Raw genomic sequence first — 21,574 nt, 5'->3', positions numbered from 1 at the left:
GCATGAATAATCCATTCATGTCGGTTTCATCAAATACTGGGTTCTATTGATAGTATAAGAAGAGGTTGTCTTCTTATCGCAATATAACCGTATCTTCTTCAGTTTTTAAATTATCCCAAAAGCGTTGAACTGCTGATTGTAGTGCAACGATCACTGATTGTTGGGATGGAGCGATATAATGATATTTGATTCTTTCGATTAATGATTCTAAACCATCATTGAGACAGTAACCAATCATCAATTTTTCAAAAAAGCTATTTGTTAATCCTGTTATAAAAACAAACTCTACATTTTCAATTATATGTGTATGTTTATTAATTTCAAGAACAATACCTGTATGTTTATAAACTTCATACATCGCGGTTCCTTGAGGTGCTTTTGAATATCCAGTTACGAGAACGGTATCTAGCTTGACCAAACTTGAACGGCCTCCTTCTCTTATATTGTAAGAGAATCTTAGCATTCTATCATTTATTAGTCAATACCGAATTTTCAGAAACGGAATTAATTTTTACCAATGAGTGTTTCCCATCCCGTAAGATTTTGATGTCTAGGAGGCCATTCGCTTAATTCGAATGGAAAATCTGATCCTGGAACGACACGATCTTCCCCTACTACATTCACTAAATAATCCAATGCATCATCACTCCATAAGACGGAATCATACCAAAATCGGTTGACATAATCTCCTGGTTGCGAGTTCAATTCGGCAGAAATAGAATCCCATACTTCATATCCTCTATTCAACCGACCCACTTGATACGGAAAATAACCACCACCATGGGCAAGCAAAATCTTTACACGTGTATAGCGATCCAATAATCCGCTCAAGACTAAATCAGTAGCACAAATCGTCGTTTCCCAAAGAACACCACTTAGCGTAGACATTCTTCGTTGATTCATTCGTTCATCCCCATGTAATAACGGATGAATAAATAAAATCGCGCCTAAGCGATCGGCTGCTTCCCAAAACGGTTGGCAACGTTCGTCTGTCAATAGCATTGTGGATGAACCTACGCCAATAATCGCACCTTTCATCCCCAAATTCATTGCGCGCTCCAACTCAATCGCCGCTTGTTCAGGATGATTCATCGGTATTGTTGCTAAGGCCGAATATCGTTCACGATTATGTTTTACTTGTTCAGCCAAGCTATTATTATAGACAGTAGCTAGTTCCAGTGTAATTTCACTAGGAAAATCATACAGGAACAATTGCGGTAACGGTGATACAAGCGAATGACTAACATTCGCTTGATCTTGCTGTGATTCAAAGAGTTCTTTATTGATAAAAGGCTCATTTAAAGAAAACGGCCATTTTCCATTGATAATAAGATGTTCTTTTCCGAAACGGTCTTCCCATTTGGCATCAATGGTCTTTTGATGGTCTTTCAACCACTGCATGACGTCTGGTGGAATGAAATGTGCATGAGCATCAATCATACGGTTTCCTCCTTACTAATCAATACTTATACTGTTTTAGTTAAAACATAACAGAAACAGATTTTGTATCTAAATAGTCTTCTACTCCGTACTTTCCACTTTCACGGCCTAGTCCACTTTCTTTTACGCCGCCAAATGGTGCTTGGATTGCGAATGGTGCAGGATCATTCACTCCGACCATTCCATATTCCAACTTCTCAGATACGCGGTACATACGACCAAGATCTTTTGTATAGAAATACGAAGCGAGTCCATACTCTGTATTATTGGCTTTTTCAATTGCTTCTTCTTCTGTTGTAAAGCGGATTAAAGGAGCTACTGGTCCAAACGTCTCCTCATGAGTAATTTTCATATCTTCCGTCACATTAGCAAGAATCGTTGGTGCATAGAAACTACCGTTTTCGTATCCTTCACCTGTCAAACGATCGCCGCCACATAGTAATTCTGCGCCTTTTGCTAGTGCATCAGTTACTTGATCGTGGACGCTAGTAATCGCTTTATCGTTAATCAATGAACCCATTTGGTTCGATTCATCCAGACCATTTCCTACTTTCATACTTTCCACTGCTGCTTGTAACTTTTCTGAAAACTCATCATAAATCGCGTCTTGAATATACACACGGTTCGTACACACACATTGCTGACCTGATGAAGCAAATTTACTGCCAATTACACCTTGAACCGCAAGATCCAAGTCTGCATCTTCGAATACGATGTATGGCGCGTGTCCACCTAACTCCATTGATACACGTTTTACTGTATCAGCAGATTGACTTATCAGTTTTTTACCTACTTCTGTTGATCCTGTAAATGAAATCTTTTTCACATCTTTACTATCCATTAATGTTTTAGCAATCGGCTCTGAAGAACCAATGACCAAATTGACAACACCTTCCGGTAAACCAACTTCATCAAAGATTTTGAATAACTCTAAAGACGATAATGGTGCTTCAGAAGATGGCTTCAATACGACTGTACAACCAACAGCCAATGCAGGTGCTAGTTTTCTAGCGCCCATCGATAACGGAAAGTTCCAAGGGGTGATTGCTGCCACGACGCCCACAGGCTGCTTAATGACATGCCCTCTTTTATTTGCGCCTACGATTGGCAACACGTCACCGTAGATACGGCGTGCTTCTTCTGCATACCATTTATAAAATGAAATCGTGCTTCCCACTTCATAGCGCGCGTTGTGGATAGATTTCCCCATCTCTTTCGTAATAACTTGTGCAAGATGCTCTTTCTTCTCTTCTAACTTAGCAACAATCTTCATCAAATAAGCGCTTCTGTCTTCTGCTGTTAAACCAGACCAGACCGGGAATGCTGCTTTAGCTGCATCAATTGCTTGCTGTGTTTCTTCTGCACCCACTAAACCTACAGTCTCTACCACTTCTCCATTTGCCGGATTCTTAACTTCCAATGTCTCTTTCGTATCGATCCATTCATTATTAATATACATATTCATTCAACCACCTTTTCATAGTTTTAGTATTCTTCTTGCTGTCCACTTTCTTCAATGCAAAAAACCAAGCATTCATAAGTAAACCCCGACAAAATCGTCCAAGATCTGCTTATCAAACACTTGGTTGCATTGTTGGCATAAGAAGAGGTTGTCTTCTTAACACAATAAAACCGTATTCGATCATCTATAGTACTTTATGATTCGACTTTTTATTGCATCGAATAACTACAAGCTTAATCAATGATTTCTGACTTGTCAATCATTCTTATTAATTTTTTCTTCTCTTCATTAACAAGAAATGTAAGCGCTGTTTTAATTTAAATTTCTGAAGAATAACCATTGACTTATGGATAGGTCGTGTTGTAGATTATAGTTAGTCAAACAAACTAACTTATTTTTTCGAGGAGGAACAATAGATGACTGGATGCCCTTATTCCCAAAAAAAAGTAACTTACCTAATTCCAATTAAAGAACTACGCACTGAGGAAGATTTCCTCAATATACATACATGGCTAGCGGACATGCGAAAAAATTCGCCTGTACGTTATGATGAAAGTAGAGAGTGCTGGGATATTTTCCTATACGAAGATATTGATACGATTTTCAGAAACTCGAAAGACTTTTCAAGTGTCCGAAAATTCCATGCCCCTACTCCACTGCGCAGCATCCTGAATATGGATCCACCAGAACATACGAAACTGCGAAAGTTAGTTAGTAAAGCGTTCACGCCAAGAGCACTATCTAAACTTGGACCTCGTATCGAAGAACTATCTAACGAGTTAATTCAAAAGGCAATTTCTCGTGGTTCTCTTGATGTAGTAAACGAATACGCTTACTCTCTAACGATTAATATGCTGGTCAACCTTCTAGGTGTTCCAGAGAAAGATAGCGAGCTATTCAAAACATGGTCTGCTGATCTTCTTGCCTCCCCTGCAGATGATTCAGACGAAGCCTATAACGCATCTGTCGCACACGTCAAAGAAACGATGGATAAAGTAAATGCCTATTTACTAAATATCATTAATGAACGACGTGAATCACCAAAAGAAGATTTAATCACTGAATTGACACTAGCAGAAATTGATGGCACGCACTTAACAGACGAAGAGATTCTAGATTTCGCAGGGATCTTACTACAAGCCGGTTTCGGAACAACGGCAAGATTGATCTCCAACTTTGTTCGTTGCATGTTGGAAAACCCAGGACTATTCGAGAAATTAAAAAATGATAATTCACTAATTAATAACTCGATTGAAGAAGTCCTTCGACTCTACCCTTCCATCTATCGTACAACTCGCTATGCAAAAGAAACATTTACATTGCGTGACCAAACGATTAAGGAAGGCGATGAAATTCAGATTTGGGTAGCATCTGCTAACCGCGACGAAAATATTTTCGAAGATCCGAATTCTTTCGTTATCGACCGTAAACCGAATCAGCACTTAGCATTCGGTAAAGGAATTCACTTCTGTCTAGGCTCTTCATTGGCACGTTTGGAAGCGAATATTGCAATTGAAGTATTCGTCAACAGCGTAAGCTCTATCAAACAACTTGATCCTCAACTCAAACCGATCCGCAGTATGGTGGCTAACGGTCTAGAGGAATTAAATATTAGCGTAGAAGCGTAAAAGACTATTGGTTTTTGAAAGGATGAAAGGTAAATGGTTGAAGAAAAAAAGGTATATGATATTACAGTGATCGGTGGCGGCCCTGTTGGGTTGTTCACCGCGTTCTACGCAGGCATGAGAGAACTTTCAGTAAACATCATTGAAAGCCTTCCACAATTAGGTGGACAACTCGCTGCACTCTATCCAGAGAAATATATTTATGATATTGCTGGATTCCCTAAGATCAAAGCAAAGGATCTCGTCAATAACCTAGTAGAGCAAATGGCGATGTTCGAACAAACGATTAATCTTGGTCAAACCGTACAAGTGGTAGAGAAACAGCCAAACGGTGAGTTCCTCGTTCACACAGAAAGCGATTCCTACTTAACAAAAACGATTATTATTACGGCTGGAAACGGTGCATTCGATTATAAGCGCCTTCCTCATGAAAAAGCAGAACGATTCGAAGGAAAAAACCTTTCCTACTTTATCGATGACCTACAGAAGTTTGCGAATAAAAAAGTTTGCTTATTCGGTGGCGGAGATTCCGCGGTCGATTGGGCTATGATGCTTGAGCCAATCGCTGAAAAAGTAACGATTGTTCACCGGAGAGATAAGTTCCGTGCACATGAGTCCACAGTTACTCAAATGATGAATTCTAATGTAGAAGTACTAACACCCTACAATCCTAAAGATTTCATCGGCAACGAGCGGATTGAGGAAGTCATTATTGAACATACAAAGGGCGAAGATGATATTCAGCTCGTTGTAGATGATGTCATCGTAAACTACGGATTCTCCTCTTCCCTAGGCCCAATCAAATCATGGGGTCTCGAAATAGAAAAGAATAGCATACTCGTCAACTCTAAAATGGAAACGAATATTGAGGGTATCTACGCAGCTGGCGACATTTGTACGTATGAAGGTAAAGTGAAGCTGATCGCAACTGGTTTTGGCGAAGCACCAATCGCAGTTTCTAACGCCAAAACACATATCGATCCATCCGCTAAACTTCAAGCGTTGCACAGTACTAGTTTAATGGAAAACAAAGAGAACGAAAAAGCTACAGTATAACCTCTATAATTAAGGAGTGCTTCTATGACTAAATATTCTATGGTAGATCAAGAAAACTGCATCGCTTGCGGTGCTTGTAATTCAGTAGCAGAAGAAATTTTCGGATATCATCAAGATGGAATTGCATTTGTAAAATTCGGAGACAATAATGGCCAAGTTCCCATTCCTGAAGAACTAGAAGACGATCTAGAAGAAGCATACGAAGGCTGTCCAAGTGAAGCCATTCTTATTCAAGACGTTCCCTTTCCATCTGCATAACAATCTATGCATCTACGGCTTGAAGGCATCACCTTCAAGCCGTAGATGCTTTTTCTGAATAGAAAATCTTCGGTATTTAAGAAAAGAGTGTGGACAAATGGATCAATCTAAAAAATTATGGACGAAAAACTTTATCGTCCTCTTTATAATCAACTTTATACTGGCTCAAATCTTCTTCTTACTCGTCTCAACTGTTGCTGTATTCTCCGTTGTGACCTTCAATACGTCCACGAGTATAGCTGGTCTATTATCGGGTACATTTGTCATCGGCGCGCTACTAGGACGATTAGGTTCAGGACGACTCATTCATAAAGTCGGCAGTCAAAAGATTTTATTTATTGGTTTACTTAGTTTTTTAATAACGACGGGGCTGTATATGCTAGCTTCAAACCTATCGCTGTTCTTTATTAACCGCCTGCTTCACGGTATCTCATTTGGTATAGCAAGCACTGCTTCAGGAACAATCATCGCCCAAATCATTCCCCCATCTCGTCGTGGTGAAGGAATTGGCTATTACAGTTTAAGTACAATATTGGCTACAGCAAGCGGACCGTTTCTAGGAATAATGTTCGTTACACAGACAAATAATTTCTTCTTAATCTTTCTTCTGAACTTTGTATTGGCAATTATTATTTTAGGACTCTATTTCTTTGTAAAAGCACCTGCAATGGAAATCGCACCAAAAGAAAACAAAAGTTTCAATATCTCGCAATTTATTGAAATAAAAGTTTTACCTATTGCAATTGTCGGTATGTTACTTGGTTTTGTTTACTCATCGATTATGTCTTTCATCACCTTTTATTCGGAGGATATTGGACTAGTAAAGTCTGGTAGCTTTTTTTTCCTTGTATATGCTTGTGTTGTGTTAGTTTCACGCCCCATCACAGGTCGATTGATGGATCAACGAGGCGCGAATATTGTCATCTATCCTTGTCTCGTGATATTTGCGGCAGGTATGCTCGTCTACAGTCAAGCACACTATGGATATATGATTATCCTAGCCGCTATACTGATTGGTTTCGGTTATGGCAGCTTCAACTCCATTGCCCAGGCGATTGCAATTAATGTGACCCCAAAGCATCGTTTAGGACTCGCGACTTCGACATACTTTATTCTTTTTGAGTTAGGTTTGGGTTTGGGACCATTTACATATGGATTATTGATCCCACAACTCGGTTTTCGGGGAATTTACTTAGTTGCATTTTTCATGATTCTCGCTTCCATTTTCCTTTACTATCTTTTGCACGGAAGACGTGATCATGAATTGACTCCAATCCCTACTGACGAATAACAGCAAACTCCTCAGGACTACGTTCCTGAGGAGTTTGCTGTTATTGTATATTAGTATTAGAATTCACAATTCTAGCCGTTTACACGTATGCTAACGCTCTAAAAACACAAGCTAACGATACACGTTCCTTCTATTATATAGCACCCGATTCTGACCCTAATTTTTCATCGGACAAAAAAATAAAGCAGCAAGGGTTTCCCTCACTACTTTATTTACTATTCACGTGATCTTACTTAATTAATTCTAACTCTTCCATCGTCTTCTTGTTTTTATCAGAATACTCTTGCATCGTTTTTCCGAAGTCTTCACCGTTCGCATACGATGGTACAAGATTTTGTGTGACCATCAAGTCTTTAATTGAATCCAATTCCATAACTTCTTTAATTGCATCATGAAGAATCATTACGACCTCTTCGGGTGTTCCTGCTGGTGCAATAAAGCCTGAATAGAATTCTGTGCTCGTTTCTAAACCAAGCTCTTTAGTGTTAGGTATGTCAGCATAGTAGTCACTTACACCTTTAGATTCTGTAACAAATAACAAAGGCTTCAATTCGCCACCTGTTTCTGTATCAGGTCTTGATTGTCCTGCGACGATCTGGCCGCTCATTACCGCGTTCATAACATCTGCTACTCCTTCAAATGGTACGTGCTTCATCGTAACGCCTAGTTCCTTACCTAGGTTCTCCATTGCGATATGACCACCACTGCCTGTCCCACCTGATGTTCCATAAGTGAATTTACCTGGATTCTCTTTTACATATGCTAACCAATCTTCATACGTGTTTAGCTCTGAATCTTTTTTGACAACAATTGCTGAATTCAGTACATATGCTTTAATGATAGGTTCAAAGCTATCTAGTTGGTAAGATGTTTTTCCGTAATGTGGTTGAATATCCAAACCAGAGCTTGTTGTAAATCCTAGTGTGTAACCATCTGGCTTAGCTGTTGCAATATCTGTCAAACCTAGTGTCGTTCCTGCACCTGGCTTGTTGATCACGGCTACTTGCTGTTTGTTCGGTAAGTAAGCTGGAAGCTCTTTCGCAATAGCACGGGCGAATACATCTGTCGGGCCACCTGGATTAAATGGTACAACTAATTCAATTGGTTTTTTGGGATAATCTGAAGTCGCTTCTGCTTTTTTCCCATTATCTTTGTCTTCCTTTTCTCCATCAGTTGATTTACCTGATGAGCAACCTGCCACAACCAACATAAGTACAGCGAGTATTACTAGTAATTTCTTTTTCATCTTCTTATCCTCTTTTCTAAATTAGCGTTTTTAAAGTTATTTCCCTTGAATAAAACACTTACTATTAGTCAACCTTGCCAACCATATGTACTGAATACGATCCTCTCCTTCTACTACCAGTCTTTCACAATTATGTAGAGAATTCCGCACCTGAAATTCTGTTTCAATGTGTAGATTGATAATACACGATAATTGTAAGCGGTGCCAATACGTGTTTCAGAAAATTTTAATTTAGCAATATAGTTTATTTATTCCTACTATTCATAACGATTTTACTTGATTTCATTGACGCACACTTTTGATTCTATTAATATAAATTTCATATAGAGAATTAGTTTTCACTATAAAAATAACATAAAAGTGAGGAGTTAACAGATGAGAGCAGTAATAGCGAAGAACGGAAAGTTACTGATACAGCAATTTCCAGAACCTACCCCACATGCAGATGAGTTATTAGTTGAAATAAAAGCAACAGCGTTAAATCGGGCTGATCTTGTACAAAAACAAGGAGACTATCCACTACCTGAAGGCACTTCGCCAATCATGGGTATTGAAATGGCCGGTATTATTAGAGAAGTCGGTTCGAACGTGACGGATTGGAAAATAGGCGATCGCGTTTGTTCAATTTTACCGTCAGGTGGCTATGCAGAAAAAGTAACCATTCCTGCTGCGATGGCGATTCCCATCCCAGGGAACTTTTCATTTGAACAAGCGACAGCGATTCCTGAAGTATTTTTAACGGCTTACTTGAATTTATATACGTTAGGTAATTTACAAGCAGGCGATGATGTATTGATCCATGCAGGCGCTAGTGGAGTTGGTACAGCCGCAATCCAATTAGTTCGGGAAGCAGGTGCTCGTTCGATTATTACAGCAGGAACGGAAGTGAAACGTGCTTTTTGCATGGATCTAGGCGCAAGCAAAGCCATTGATTATAAAGCAGGTCCATTCGTCGAAGAAGTGCTACACGCTACCGATGGTAAAGGTGTCAATACGGTTTTAGACTTTGTTGGTGCTCCGTATTTCGAACAGAATATCCAATCTCTTGCCGTAGACGGAAAGTTGATATTGGTCGGTGTATTGGGTGGTCGAGTGGTTCAAGAACTTAATTTAATGGATTTAAAGATTCCACGGATTCAGTTGATTGGAACGATGTTACGCGTGCAACCTCTTGAGAATAAAATTAAGCTGACTAGAGCATTCAGTGACTATGCCATTCCTTTATTCGAGAGCGGCAAGCTACAACCGATTATCGATTCTGTTTGGGAGTTAGATAAAATTAACGACGCCCATGATTATATGGAAGAGAATAAAAATATCGGTAAAATTATTATAAAAGTGCAAGATTAAAAGAATTAGAAAAGTAAAAAATTAGTGACTGGTCCGGGATTTAAACTTCTCGAGAGGATGGATAATCAAAAAAGCGAAGTTATGAGAGAATGGGTCGGGTCTATGAGCGTGTGGCTGGGTCTATGAGCGCGTGAGCTGCGTCTATGAGCGCGTGGGTTAGTTCTATGAGCGCGTGGGCTAGTTCTATGAGCGTGTGGGCTGGGTCTATGAGCGCGTGGGCTAGTTCTATGAGCGCGTGGGCTAGTTCTATGAGCGCGTGGGCTGCGTCTATGAGCGCGTGAGCTGCGTTTATGAGCGCGTGGGCTAGTTCTATGAGCGCGTGAGCTGGGTGGTTTATGAGCGCGTGGGCTAGTTCTATGAGCGCGTGAGCTGGGTGGTTTATGAGCGCGTGGGCTAGTTCTATGAGCGTGTGCGCTGGGTCTATGAGCGCGTGGCTAGTTCTATGAGCGTGTGGCTGAGTCTATGAGCGCGTGAGCTGCGTTTATGAGCGCGTGGGCTAGGTCTATGAGCGTGTGGCTGAGTCTATGAGCGCGTGAGCTGCGTTTATGAGCGCGTGAGCTGCGTTTATGAGCGCGTGGGCTAGGTCTATGAGCGCGTGAGCTGCGTTTATGAGCGCGTGAGCTGCGTTTATGAGCGCGTGGGCTAGGTCTATGAGCGCGTGAGCTGGGTGGTCTATGAGCGCGCGAGTGTGTTCCTTGAGTATATGGAAATATGTCTATGTGCTAAACCCACCCTTACCAGCTGATTTCCATAATCCCCGGAACTTAATTACAAATCAAAAACCCCCTTCCTACATGAATCCATGTAGGAAGGGGGTTTTCTTTATTTTATTAATGCATGTGACCGTGGCCTAGATCTCCCATGCCTTCCATAGGATCTCTGCCACCAACGTCAGCGATTACCGCTTCAGTCGTTAATAACATCGCTGCAACAGATGCTGCGTTCTGTAATGCCGAACGAGTTACCTTTGTTGGATCGATAATCCCCGCTTGTACCATGTTAACCCAGCTATTATCTGCTGCGTTAAAGCCCATGCCTAGTTCTTCGCGTTTTAGACGATCTACAATAATTGAACCTTCAAGACCAGCATTGTTTGCAATTTGACGTACAGGCTCTTCCAATGAACGTAGAACGATTCTTACGCCTGTTGCTACATCGCCTTCTGTCTCTTCTAAACATGCTTCTACTTTATTATAAACATTGACCAGTGCTGTTCCACCACCTGCTACGATGCCTTCTTCAACAGCTGCACGTGTAGCGTTCAATGCATCTTCAATACGCAATCTAAGTTCATTCAGCTCTGTTTCAGTCGCTGCTCCGACTTTAATAACTGCTACACCGCCAGCTAGTTTCGCTAGGCGTTCTTGTAATTTTTCAATATCAAACTCTGAAGTTGCATCTTCTAATTGCGCACGAAGAGCACCTACACGACTAGCGATTGCATCTGATTCTCCCAAACCTTCAACAATTGTTGTACCATCTTTTGTGACAACAACTTTTGCCGCGCGTCCCAATTGAGTAATAGTAGCAGTTTTCAAATCCAAACCAATATCTTCTGATACGACTTGTCCGCCAGTTAAAATAGCGATATCTTCAAGCATTGCTTTACGACGTTCGCCGAATCCAGGTGCTTTTACCGCTACTGCAGTAAATGTTCCACGTAGTTTGTTAACAACTAGTGTAGCTAGTGCTTCACCTTCGATATCTTCAGCAATGATCAATAGAGGCTTACCTTGCTGAACAACTTGTTCCAACACAGGTAAGATATCTTGTGGTGTCGTGATTTTTTTATCTGTAATTAAAATATAAGGATTCTCGAGAACTGCTTCCATTTTGTCCATATCCGTTGACATATACGCAGAAGCATAGCCACGGTCAAACTGCATACCTTCAACTACATCAAGCTCTGTTGTGAAGCCTTTTGACTCTTCAATTGTGATGACACCATCATTACCTACGCGCTCCATTGCTTCTGCAATTAAGTCGCCTACTTCATTGTCACCCGAAGAAATAGATGCTACTTGTGCAATTTCTTGCTTGCTATCGATGACGTCAGAAATAACTCGAAGCTCTTCTACTGCTACAGAAACAGCTTTCTCGATTCCTTTACGGATACCAACTGGGTTTGCACCAGCTGTAACGTTTTTCAAACCTTCACGGATCATCGCCTGTGCAAGAACCGTTGCAGTCGTTGTACCGTCACCAGCAATTTCATTTGTTTTAGAAGCTACTTCAGCCACAAGTTTTGCACCCATATTTTCAAATGCGTCTTCTAATTCGATTTCTTTTGCGATTGTGACCCCATCGTTTGTAATCAATGGTGAACCGAATTTTCTTTCCAAAACTACGTTACGTCCTTTAGGTCCAAGTGTTACTTTTACTGCATTTGCTAACGTATCTACACCGCGCAACATTGCGCTTCGAGCATCTTCATTAAATTTAATTTCTTTTGCCATCGTTAGTGTCCCCTCCAAATAATTTCTATTTTATTATCCAATAACAGCTAAAATATCATTTTCATTAAGGATCAAGTATTCATTACCTTGGAACTTCACTTCTGTACCTGCATATTTTGAGAAGATAATTTGATCGCCTTCTACTACTTCTACCTCTTTGCGTTGTCCGTTTTCAAGAACGCGGCCGTTACCTACAGCAATGACTTTTCCTTGCTGTGGCTTTTCTTTTGCAGAATCGGGTAATACAATCCCGCTAATCGTCTTTTCCTCTACTTCCATTAATTCAATCACAATACGATCTCCAAGTGGTTTCAACATAGTCATCGTGCCCCCATTACATTATTTTTCATAATTACTGATTAACTTTTTCGATCCAGTTCGCTAGCTTTTCTGCTGATACAAGCGGTTGCTCGAGTGGTATCATATGACCCGTATGAGAGATTGTAGTGTACTCTGCGTCTGTCACTTGATCCGCAACCGCTTTCACTTTTTCAGCTGTAATCACTTTATCAGATTCTCCAGCAATCAACAACTTCGGAATTGCAGCATCTTTTAACACTTGCGTACGATCCTGACGACCGATCATTGCTTTGACATGCGGAATATAATTTTCTGCACCATAATCTTCAACAATTTTCTTGCGTAATTTAAGTAATTCTTCATTTTCAAGGCTGTCTGGATGGAATGTTTTGGGAGCATTTGCTTCTGTCATTTCGAAGTATTCTCCATTTTCCGCACGTTCTATAGACTTCGCACGATTTTCTTTTTGCACATCGCTATCAGCTGTTGTTAATGACCCCATTAAAGAGATACCTAAAATTCGCTCTGGTGCTTGTGAAAGCATTTCTAATGCTACATAGCCTCCAAATGAAAATCCACATACATAGAATTTTTCAGGCAGTTCTTTTAATAATTCATTTGCAATATCACCAATAGCTGGTATTGCAGGTACATCCACTGCAATTGCTTCAATCGTAGATGGTAAGTGTTTTATTACGCCATCCCACGTTTCAGCTGTGTTATTTAATCCTGGTATTAATACTAATTTCTGTCCCAACACATTCACTCCCTATGATTTGTTAAAATGAGTTTCTTCTATATAAATAGTGTGTTAATAAAGTAACTAGAAATAGGTACGTGTAAGATACCATTTCACTTATGTTTGATCCTAAAGATAAAGAGTACAATAATCAGCTGACTACCTATTTTTTTAGTTGAACTTTTCAAAGTAATGAACAAACACTAAATGAGTTGATCACTACAATGAATTCTCAAAATACTTGTATTCTAATAGTAGAGTTGAAGGGAAAGAAAGACAGACTCCAGGAGGCTCAGTATGCGCCTTTTGCCACCGCAGTAAGTATAGCGTTGGAAACACATCCTTGACGAGAATCCCGGACTCTTCTTCAAATACATTCTCTAACCATTCAATTATCTATAGACTGCACAACAGTATTTAAATAGCTGTATTTTCTTTCATCGCTTTTTTATTTTTATTGGCGATAATTGTATTACGTAAGCTTTGGATAAGGATCAATACAGAGATTATCGCTAATACCATAAAGATTGGACGATTTAGGTAGAAACCGATTTCGCCTTGAGATAAGATGACCATTCTACGTAAGCTTGTTTCAATAATCGGGCATAAAACAAATGCTAAGATGAAATAAGCTACTGAGAAATCGAGCTTGCGAAGTATGTATGCAACGACTCCGAGACCCAGTGCTAACCATAAATCAAAGTGTGCATTTTGGGATGTATAAACCCCAATGAGTGAGAATACTAAAATTGCTGGAACAAGGAATGACTCACGTAAAACTAATACTTTTGCGAACATACCTGTCATGAATTTACCCATGATATACATACCAATTGTTGTAAACATGAAACCTATAAAGATTGCGTTGATCAACTCTGGATTATTATTCAATACTTGTGGTCCAGGTTGAATTCCGTGGATGATGAATGCTCCTGCAATAATCGCAATGGAGGCAGATCCTGGAATACCTAGTGTTAACAATGGAAGCAATGCGCCTCCAACTGTTGCATTATTCGCAGCTTCTGGTGCTACAATTCCATCTGGATTCCCTTTCCCGAATGTCTCAGGATTTTTTGCTGTTTTCTTAGCTGCCATATAAGCGAACCAGCTAGATGCATTAGCACCAAGTCCCGGAATAATCCCGACGATTGATCCAATCGTTGCACCAATTCCAATGGATTTAGTTACACCTCTAAGTTCCTTGAACGTTAACTTTACTTTTAAATCTTTCGCTAGTATCTCTCTTTTTTTATTCAGATTCCCTGAAATCATTTTGAAGATTTCTGTGAATGCAAATAAGGCTACAACTAACGCAATAATGTTCATGCCATCGGACAGTTCCAGTATATCTCCTGTAAAACGAGGTAATCCTGTAAACATATCAATTCCTACAGTAGCTGCCATTAAGCCTAGAATGATCGAGATAGAAGCTTTCATTGCATCGGAAGATCCTAGTGCTGCTACTGCTAATAATCCAATGACACCTAACATGAAGTATTCAGGCTCGCCTAACTTCAAAGCAAATGCCGCAAGTGGTTTGGATAAAAAGATTAGCACCAGACCACCGAATAGTCCACCAATTGTAGAAGCTGTTAATGAAAATGCCAATGCCTTACCAGGTGATTTTTTTTGGGCGTACGGCTGTCCATCTAATTGGGTCGCTGCGGCCATGGCCGTACCCGGGATCCCTAGTAATATAGCGGAAATTGAACCACCATACTCAGCTCCTTGATATACTGCAAGAAGCATAAGGATTGAGCTAAGCGCATCCATATTGTAGGAAAGGGGTAAAAGCAATGAGATCGCTAACATTAACCCTAGTCCTGGAAGCGCTCCCATAAGCATACCAACGAAAAGACCAACAAAGATGGCAACCCCGCAGGCTATAAGTACTGAAATGTCCATAGTAATTCCACCTTTATTTTAGAAGTCGATATACATCAAGTTATTGAATAAGACATAAATAAATGCCATTAATGCCAGTGAGACGAGAAGATTGACCGTGATCATTCGAGATTTTTTTATTGCCAATGGCCAACGGAAAACCGTGAATAACACGAACAATAAAATGAATGTTAAGATGTAGAAGTATCCGATATATTCCCATGCGAGAAAATACACGATAATGATCGAAATTGTTAGTAGAATTTTTTTCATACCATCGAAATGAAGGATCTCATCTGTTTTCTTAAGCCATTTCAAAATACTAACTAGACAAAAACTAATAAGAGCCACTCCAAGAATGATCGGGAAAAATCCTGAACCAAGTTCTCCTTCAGGTGTACCTTCATTCGCTTTTACAGCAGTAGAGATATAATAAATTCCCATCAAGATGATTACAACGAGAATGGATATATCTAATTTTTTCTTGCTCATTTGATCACTCCTTATAAGACGGCTAGTTACTAAAGTAAGTAACCATCACATACTAACTGGTGTGATGGTTACTTTTTATTCAAAATTACTTAATCAATCCTAGGTCTTTCATGATTACTGTATTACGTTCTACAGCGCTTTTAATAGTAGTTGCGAATTCTTCTGGATTACCGTAAGAAACAACTAGGTTCTGTTTTTCCATCAATTCTTTGATTTGTGGTAACTCCATTACTTCTTTAATCGCATCGTGTAAAATCGTTACGATTTCTTCCGGTGTACCTTCAGGAGCAATGAAACCTGAATAGTATTCGCTTCTTGCACTTAAACCAAGTTCTGTTGTATTCGGTGTATCTTTATAGAAATCAGTTACGCCTTTTGAATCCGTTGTGAATAATAATGGTTTCAAGTCACCGCCAACGTCAGTATCTGGACGCATTTGTCCACCTTCAATTTGACCACTCAAAATTGCATTCATAACATCTGCAACACCTTCAAATGGAACGTGCTTCGTTTCCACACCTAATTCTTTACTTAAATCTTCCATAGCGATATGTCCACCGCTACCTGTACCACCAGATGTTCCATACGTGAATTTACCCGGATTTTCTTTTACGTATGCTAACCAATCTTCATACGTATTTAATGGGGAGTCTTTTTTCACAACGATTGCTGAGTTTAGCTCATATGTTTTGATGATTGGTTCGAAATCTTCTGGTTTATATGATGTTTTTCCGTAAGCAGGCTGAATATCAAGACCTGAACTTGTTGTAAAACCAATTGTATAGCCATCAGGCTTTGAATTCGCTACATCCGTTAAACCAAGTGTCGTTCCTGCACCAGGCTTGTTTATTACTGCTACTTGTTGCTTATTTGGTAAGTATGCTGGAAGCTCTTTTGCAACTGCACGAGCAAATACGTCTGTAGAACCACCTGGTGAAAATGGTACGATTAATTCAAGTGGTTTTTTGGGATAATCTGAAGTGCTTCCTGCTGTTTCTTTATCTTCATCTGTAGATTTGCCTGAAGAGCAACCGGCGATGATCAGCATAAGTGCTGCTAGTACGAAGATTATGTTCTTTTTCATGGTAGTTTTCAAATCCTATTCTATGATGTGTTTTTTTCATTAATCAAATATTAGGCTTTTGAGAAGAGTATTCTATTAAACCTGAATATAACAATTGGTAGTTACATTCACAACACCTATCTCTAGGTGTTGTGAATCTTGCATTTCCTATACTTACTTTGTATACCACCATGCAGAAGCTTCATTTGAGTGATTACATAGAAGAGCTTTTTTTCGAACGAATCGTTTAATCGAGTCAGTACCTAATCTTGAACCACCTAAACCAGATGCTTTAAAGGCATTCTTTTCTGCTACATCACGATCACCGATGAAGAAAGGTGCTAACCCACTGTCATTAATGCTGATTCCGCCTGCGTCTAGCTTTCTTGCAATGGCCAAGCCTTCTTCATTCGTTCCGGCAAATACAGCTCCACTCAATCCATAAGGAGATTCATTCGCTAGGTCAATTGCTTCTTTAATCGTATTAAATGGCATGATAGGCATGACTGGACCAAATGTTTCGTCATTCATAATTTTCATGGAATGATCGACACCTGAGATCACTGTCGGCTTACACCAAAGTCCGCCACCAAGGTTCTCGATTTCACCACCCGTTTGAACCGTCGCGCCTTTTTCTTTTGCATCCGCAATATGATCAGCAATGATGTCTGCTTGCTTTTCAAAAATCAATGGGCCGACTTCACCTTTATCAATTTCAGGGTAGTTGACGTTAATCTGTTTGGCTTTCTCCGTTAACATTTCAACAAATTGCGGATAAATAGACTCTGCTACATAAATTCTTTCTATTGAATAGCACTGATGGCCAGCCCCTAGAACAGAACCTACTAGAATAGCGGAAGTCGCACGTTCCAAATCTGCTGTTTCTGTAACAATTGCTGGGTCTTTTCCACCTAGTTCCAAAAATGCCGGAATGAATTTCTCAGCAGCTGCTATTCCTACTTTTCTTCCTGTAGCCGTACTACCTGTGAAACAAACCATGTCGATATGCTGGATCATCGCAGCTCCAATGTTGCCCGCTCCCACGACATAAGCGAAAACTTTAGCTAACTCCGGAACTTGTTGAATTGTCGCCAGCATAGGTTCGATAAATCTTGGAGTGACTTCACTCGGCTTCACAACAACTGCACAGCCAGCCAATAGTGCCGGAATTGCATCCATTAACGATAGGGAAAGTGGGAAGTTCCAAGGACTAATAATACCGATCACTGGATATGGTGAATAATCTGTCGTCGATTTTACGGTAGGTAGTGAAGTATCGGTAGTGAGTGGAGCTAGTTGCTGCTCAGCAACTATACTCCATTTCGTGATCCACTTCACGATATTATCCACTTCTCTTGTACTTTCTCTTCGACGTCCTGTATCAATAGAAACTGCGTCCAAGAGCACTTCTCTATTTTCGATCAACACTTGTTTCCATTGTTCGAGAACTTTAATTCTTCCATCTACGCCTAGTTCATTCCAAGCGACTTGTTCTTTACGAATGTTTGTACAAACTTCCGCTAGTTTTTGTTCAGTAATCGATTCAATAGTATAGTCATTTTCACCTGTACGTGGATTACGAACCGAAATTGTATTTTCAGATTGTAAAGCAGTCATTCTCTCACCCGACTTCCCTTCGTTTTATAGATGTCTTCAATTACTTAGTGTGTGACGTTTGCAATGGATTTTGAATGAGCAGTTTCACCATCTAAACGCTCTTCTTCAATCCAACATGCGTGTGTTCCGTTTGTGATACGTGCTGGTAAACTAACGATTGCCACTGGTCCTGCCTCAAGATCTTTCGCGTCCAAGATGACACATTCAGAAGTAAGTGTATTCATATCCGTGACGAACGTCAGTAAGTATCCATCATCTTCACTTTTTGCATCTTTGCGAAGTGCAATTACTGGTTCACTACCGAAGCGATTATCGCCAAACTCATAACGTTGTTGATCACCTGTAAACAAGTCAAATTTCTTTACACCCATCATATGCCAATCTCCAGCTTTGAATAATACGTTATAGCTATAGCGGTATGGCTTACCAACTATTTGGTTAGCAACTACTGGGAATTCTGTAATTTCATCGTCCAATACTTCTTCTGTTGTCTTACCAGTTTTCATATTGAAGCGCCATCTGTACATGTGAGTTCGCGTATGGTGCTTGTCCAAGTGCTTACGGATGCGATCGTATGGATTGCCATCTTGAACACCTACTGCTGGCTTCCCTGGGTTATCTTGGATACAACCATCCATGATTACTTCGTCGCCATCTTCATAACAGTTCGACAGGTGTAAAATAAAGCAAGGAGAAGCTTCAAACCACTTAACTTGTGAGTTATTTCCTCTTCTTGGAACAACACCGAAACGGCTTGGCTGATTCGGGAAGAACTTCAGCTTACGCACACCTACTTTTAAATCTTCCGGATCAAAATGGTACGGCAAATCATGAAGGATTGTATAGTTTTTCGTAATCCCCATATCGTGTGGCCATCTTGGTCCAGGCAATTCGATTGGCTCATAGTGGACTAGTTGCTCATTCTTATCGACAACACCGTAGTTCATGAATGGGAAATTCTCGCTAAAGTTAAAGAACATTAATTCCCCCGTGTCTACATCTAGTTTAAAGTGTGAACAAATACCAGTAGGCATTAGCTTGCTGCCCCACTTCGCTGTTCCAACTGTTTCTAGTGTATAAGGATCTAATTGGTATGGCTCGCCACATTGTGACATCGAAGCAATGATTTTTCCGTTATGCCCCATAACATCCACACCCGCGTTATCTTTCATCGTACCCATAGCACCCCAACCGCGGTAAGTTTCCAAATGCGGCTCTAGCATACCTGGCCATAATGATTTTCCACCTGCAGCTTGTTCAGCTAAGAAACCAATTGTTTCAATGAAACGATTACGGTATTCAGCTTTTCCGTTTTCAAAACGAATGGAGTGCACCATGCCGTCTCCATCAAATGGGTGGTATGTTCCAAGTGGCTCGTGTGCTTGGTTATGTGAGTTTCTAACATACATACCGTTCAAGTCTTTAGGTATTTCTCCAACAACCTTTAAGCTGTCTGTATTTGCTATATATTCGGTATCAACTGGTTCAAATAAACCTTTCAAATATGGGTTATCAGTGTCCTGACTAACTGTCACATTCACTTTTTTGTGGATTTCAATCATTTTGCCCACTCCTTTTAAGTTTTATGAAATAGTTTCTTTAGTATTACCTTCAAATGCTTAGTCAATCATTGTGCTACTAAACTACTCGATGTTGAAAAGTATTTTATATATGGATCAAAATGCCCCCCGTCAAGCAGCCACAACTTTTTTGACTCTTAAGCGTTTGCATACGCTTGCAAAACTTGTAAAGTTAAGTTGGTTGATGTCACATTATCTGTAGCTCTACTATTAAGCCTAGTGGAAAAGACGCAATAAAGGAAATATAAGAACTTGGAGTATATGAACGCCAATACTCTAGAAGACGAAAAGTTGCCTGATTTGTCCAGATAGGCGATCTCCCCCCGCTTCTGAACACTAGGTAACCGCTTCATCTAAATTGTAAACGGGTCGACCCTCACTATTGAAAGATAGTACTTTTCCAACGGAAGGTTCATGACCTTTCATTCTCCTGATACGATCTTCTGTATACGACTCATGCAAAGCAGTGATGCGTTCAGGCGGTACTCTTGCAGTGAATCCTGAAACAGCAAATGTTTCCGCTATATCCATGTCTTTTAGTAATAGCAAATTTAGGACCTAACCATAAAACAGTTCAAAATCTACTACATCTTCATAAAATCAATATATTTCACATGCGAAAATTGTTTTCAACATCTTAATTTAATATATACATAACAAAAATCATTTCGTCAATACCAATTTCGAAAATTCAAATGAAACGATTTTTTTGAATACTCTTGTCGTTTTATATCTAAATCACGGTTTTTCCTATCACCATTATAGAAGAAAATTGTTGGATAATGTCAGAATTTTAAGTTCTAATAAGTAAAAGTTCAGTCAAAATCATTAAATTTCTAATCTTCTGTTGACAAATTCTATTTTTATACTTTAAACTTAATTTCATATAAGGAATTTTTTCAAAATTAGGAGGTCATTAAATGTATACATTTACAGATAAAGTCGTATTAGTTACAGGAAGTGCAAGTGGGATCGGAAAAGCAATAGCAAATGAATATGCTAAATTAGGGGCAAAGGTAGTTCTGAACAATTTAGTTGAAACACCTGATGTTTTGGAATTCGCGGAAGAGTTGAAGCAACGTGGAACGGATGTTAGTTTTGTCGCTGCAGATGTCTCTAAAAGAGATGACGTTCATAAAATGAAAGAACATATTGAAAATACATATGGTACGTTGGATATTTTAGTCAATAACGTAGGGGCTTCATTAATAAAAAAACCTTTTGCGGAAATTTCTGATGAAGAATGGGACTTGCATAGTGATGTGAATTTGAAATCAGTTTACTTGGTCACACAAGAAATGCTTCCCCTCTTGAAGTCATCTGAAAATTCTTCAATCGTTAACCTTTGTTCAAGTGTTATTCGAAACGGCGGCATTATTGGTGGAAGTGCTTATACTGCAGCAAAAGGTGGCGTGGACGCATTGACTCGTGCACTTGCTAAAGAATTAGCGGCTGATAATATCCGTGTTAACGGTGTATCTCCTGGCCTAGTAGATTCTAATTTCCACGCAGTAAATGTAGAAGAGAGATATCCACATTTAATACAGGAGATTCCACTTAAACGCGTAGGCAAACCTGAAGACCTAGCTGGAGCTGTACTATTCTTCTCTTCTCCACACGCTTCTTATGTAACAGGAGAAGTTTTGGAAGTTGGCGGCGGCGCACGTTTGAAGTAATTTAACTTTACATGCGATGATTGATAATAGAAAAACTAA

General features: G+C 39.7%; 18 protein-coding genes. 6 read left to right on the top strand and 12 right to left on the bottom strand.

Translation table 11 applies throughout. The annotated features are described in order from the left end of the window. Positions 1 to 73: 73 nt before the first annotated feature. The 3 genes from CSV79_RS02545 to CSV79_RS02535 all read right to left on the bottom strand — a co-directional run bounded on the left by CSV79_RS02545 (position 74) and on the right by CSV79_RS02535 (position 2,899). Entirely contained in the window at positions 74 to 418 is a 345-nt protein-coding gene (locus CSV79_RS02545; protein WP_099687476.1) for a DUF3870 domain-containing protein, read from the bottom strand. Between the two features lie 86 nt (positions 419 to 504). Continuing rightward, complete coding sequence (locus tag CSV79_RS02540) at positions 505 to 1,440, bottom strand: amidohydrolase family protein (RefSeq protein WP_099687475.1); 936 nt, start codon at positions 1,438 to 1,440, stop codon at positions 505 to 507. Positions 1,441 to 1,480: 40 nt separating this feature from the next. Beyond that, positions 1,481 to 2,899 (bottom strand): NAD-dependent succinate-semialdehyde dehydrogenase, encoded by a 1,419-nt coding sequence (locus CSV79_RS02535; RefSeq protein ID WP_099687474.1) that lies wholly within the window; start codon positions 2,897 to 2,899, stop codon positions 1,481 to 1,483. 419 nt (positions 2,900 to 3,318) lie between these two features. On the opposite strand from CSV79_RS02535, the gene CSV79_RS02530 reads away from it, so the two are divergent. The 4 genes from CSV79_RS02530 (at position 3,319) to CSV79_RS02515 (ending at position 7,132) form a co-directional block, all read left to right on the top strand. Beyond that, positions 3,319 to 4,530 carry a cytochrome P450 gene (locus tag CSV79_RS02530; protein WP_099687473.1) on the top strand — a complete coding sequence of 404 codons (1,212 nt, stop codon included), beginning with the start codon at positions 3,319 to 3,321 and terminating at the stop codon, positions 4,528 to 4,530. 33 nt (positions 4,531 to 4,563) lie between these two features. After that, positions 4,564 to 5,583, top strand: a complete 1,020-nt coding sequence (locus CSV79_RS02525; protein ID WP_099687472.1) for an NAD(P)/FAD-dependent oxidoreductase — start codon at positions 4,564 to 4,566, stop codon at positions 5,581 to 5,583. Between the two features lie 24 nt (positions 5,584 to 5,607). Further along, entirely contained in the window at positions 5,608 to 5,841 is a 234-nt protein-coding gene (locus tag CSV79_RS02520; RefSeq protein ID WP_099687471.1) for a ferredoxin, read from the top strand. Positions 5,842 to 5,938: 97 nt separating this feature from the next. Continuing rightward, entirely contained in the window at positions 5,939 to 7,132 is a 1,194-nt protein-coding gene (locus tag CSV79_RS02515) for an MFS transporter (protein ID WP_099687470.1), read from the top strand. A 229-nt stretch (positions 7,133 to 7,361) separates the two neighbouring features. Here the strand turns inward: CSV79_RS02515 and CSV79_RS02510 are convergent, their stop codons facing one another. Further along, positions 7,362 to 8,378, bottom strand: a complete 1,017-nt coding sequence (locus CSV79_RS02510; protein WP_099687469.1) for a Bug family tripartite tricarboxylate transporter substrate binding protein — start codon at positions 8,376 to 8,378, stop codon at positions 7,362 to 7,364. A 375-nt stretch (positions 8,379 to 8,753) separates the two neighbouring features. Between CSV79_RS02510 and CSV79_RS02505 the strand changes: the two genes are divergently transcribed. Beyond that, positions 8,754 to 9,728 (top strand): NAD(P)H-quinone oxidoreductase, encoded by a 975-nt coding sequence (locus CSV79_RS02505; protein ID WP_099687468.1) that lies wholly within the window; start codon positions 8,754 to 8,756, stop codon positions 9,726 to 9,728. Positions 9,729 to 10,558: 830 nt separating this feature from the next. Here CSV79_RS02505 and groL read toward each other — a convergent pair. The 8 genes from groL to CSV79_RS02465 form a co-directional block, all read right to left on the bottom strand. Next, positions 10,559 to 12,184, bottom strand: a complete 1,626-nt coding sequence (gene groL, locus CSV79_RS02500; RefSeq protein WP_099687467.1) for a chaperonin GroEL — start codon at positions 12,182 to 12,184, stop codon at positions 10,559 to 10,561. Between the two features lie 33 nt (positions 12,185 to 12,217). Next, positions 12,218 to 12,502: a co-chaperone GroES gene (groES, locus tag CSV79_RS02495; RefSeq protein ID WP_099687466.1), complete on the bottom strand. Its 285-nt coding sequence runs from the start codon at positions 12,500 to 12,502 to the stop codon at positions 12,218 to 12,220. Between the two features lie 34 nt (positions 12,503 to 12,536). Further along, positions 12,537 to 13,241 carry an alpha/beta fold hydrolase gene (locus CSV79_RS02490; protein ID WP_158232451.1) on the bottom strand — a complete coding sequence of 235 codons (705 nt, stop codon included), beginning with the start codon at positions 13,239 to 13,241 and terminating at the stop codon, positions 12,537 to 12,539. A gap of 399 nt (positions 13,242 to 13,640) precedes the next feature. Next, positions 13,641 to 15,128 (bottom strand): tripartite tricarboxylate transporter permease, encoded by a 1,488-nt coding sequence (locus CSV79_RS02485; protein ID WP_099687464.1) that lies wholly within the window; start codon positions 15,126 to 15,128, stop codon positions 13,641 to 13,643. 18 nt (positions 15,129 to 15,146) lie between these two features. Continuing rightward, entirely contained in the window at positions 15,147 to 15,599 is a 453-nt protein-coding gene (locus CSV79_RS02480; protein WP_099687463.1) for a tripartite tricarboxylate transporter TctB family protein, read from the bottom strand. Between the two features lie 85 nt (positions 15,600 to 15,684). Continuing rightward, positions 15,685 to 16,683 carry a Bug family tripartite tricarboxylate transporter substrate binding protein gene (locus CSV79_RS02475; RefSeq protein ID WP_099687462.1) on the bottom strand — a complete coding sequence of 333 codons (999 nt, stop codon included), beginning with the start codon at positions 16,681 to 16,683 and terminating at the stop codon, positions 15,685 to 15,687. Between the two features lie 153 nt (positions 16,684 to 16,836). Continuing rightward, positions 16,837 to 18,279 carry an aldehyde dehydrogenase family protein gene (locus tag CSV79_RS02470; RefSeq protein ID WP_099687461.1) on the bottom strand — a complete coding sequence of 481 codons (1,443 nt, stop codon included), beginning with the start codon at positions 18,277 to 18,279 and terminating at the stop codon, positions 16,837 to 16,839. 44 nt (positions 18,280 to 18,323) lie between these two features. Further along, on the bottom strand, positions 18,324 to 19,841 hold the full coding sequence (locus CSV79_RS02465) for a carotenoid oxygenase family protein (protein ID WP_099687460.1): 1,518 nt from the start codon (positions 19,839 to 19,841) through the stop codon (positions 18,324 to 18,326). Between the two features lie 938 nt (positions 19,842 to 20,779). Here CSV79_RS02465 and CSV79_RS02455 point away from each other — a divergent pair. Then, a complete protein-coding gene (locus tag CSV79_RS02455) occupies positions 20,780 to 21,535 on the top strand; it encodes an SDR family NAD(P)-dependent oxidoreductase (RefSeq protein ID WP_099687458.1) in 756 nt (251 codons plus the stop codon). Positions 21,536 to 21,574 lie beyond the last annotated feature (39 nt).

Origin of the sequence: Sporosarcina sp. P13 (assembly GCF_002743055.1) — a bacterium.
Lineage (GTDB): Bacteria > Bacillota > Bacilli > Bacillales_A > Planococcaceae > Sporosarcina.
This window is presented reverse-complemented; position numbering and strand designations above follow the sequence as displayed.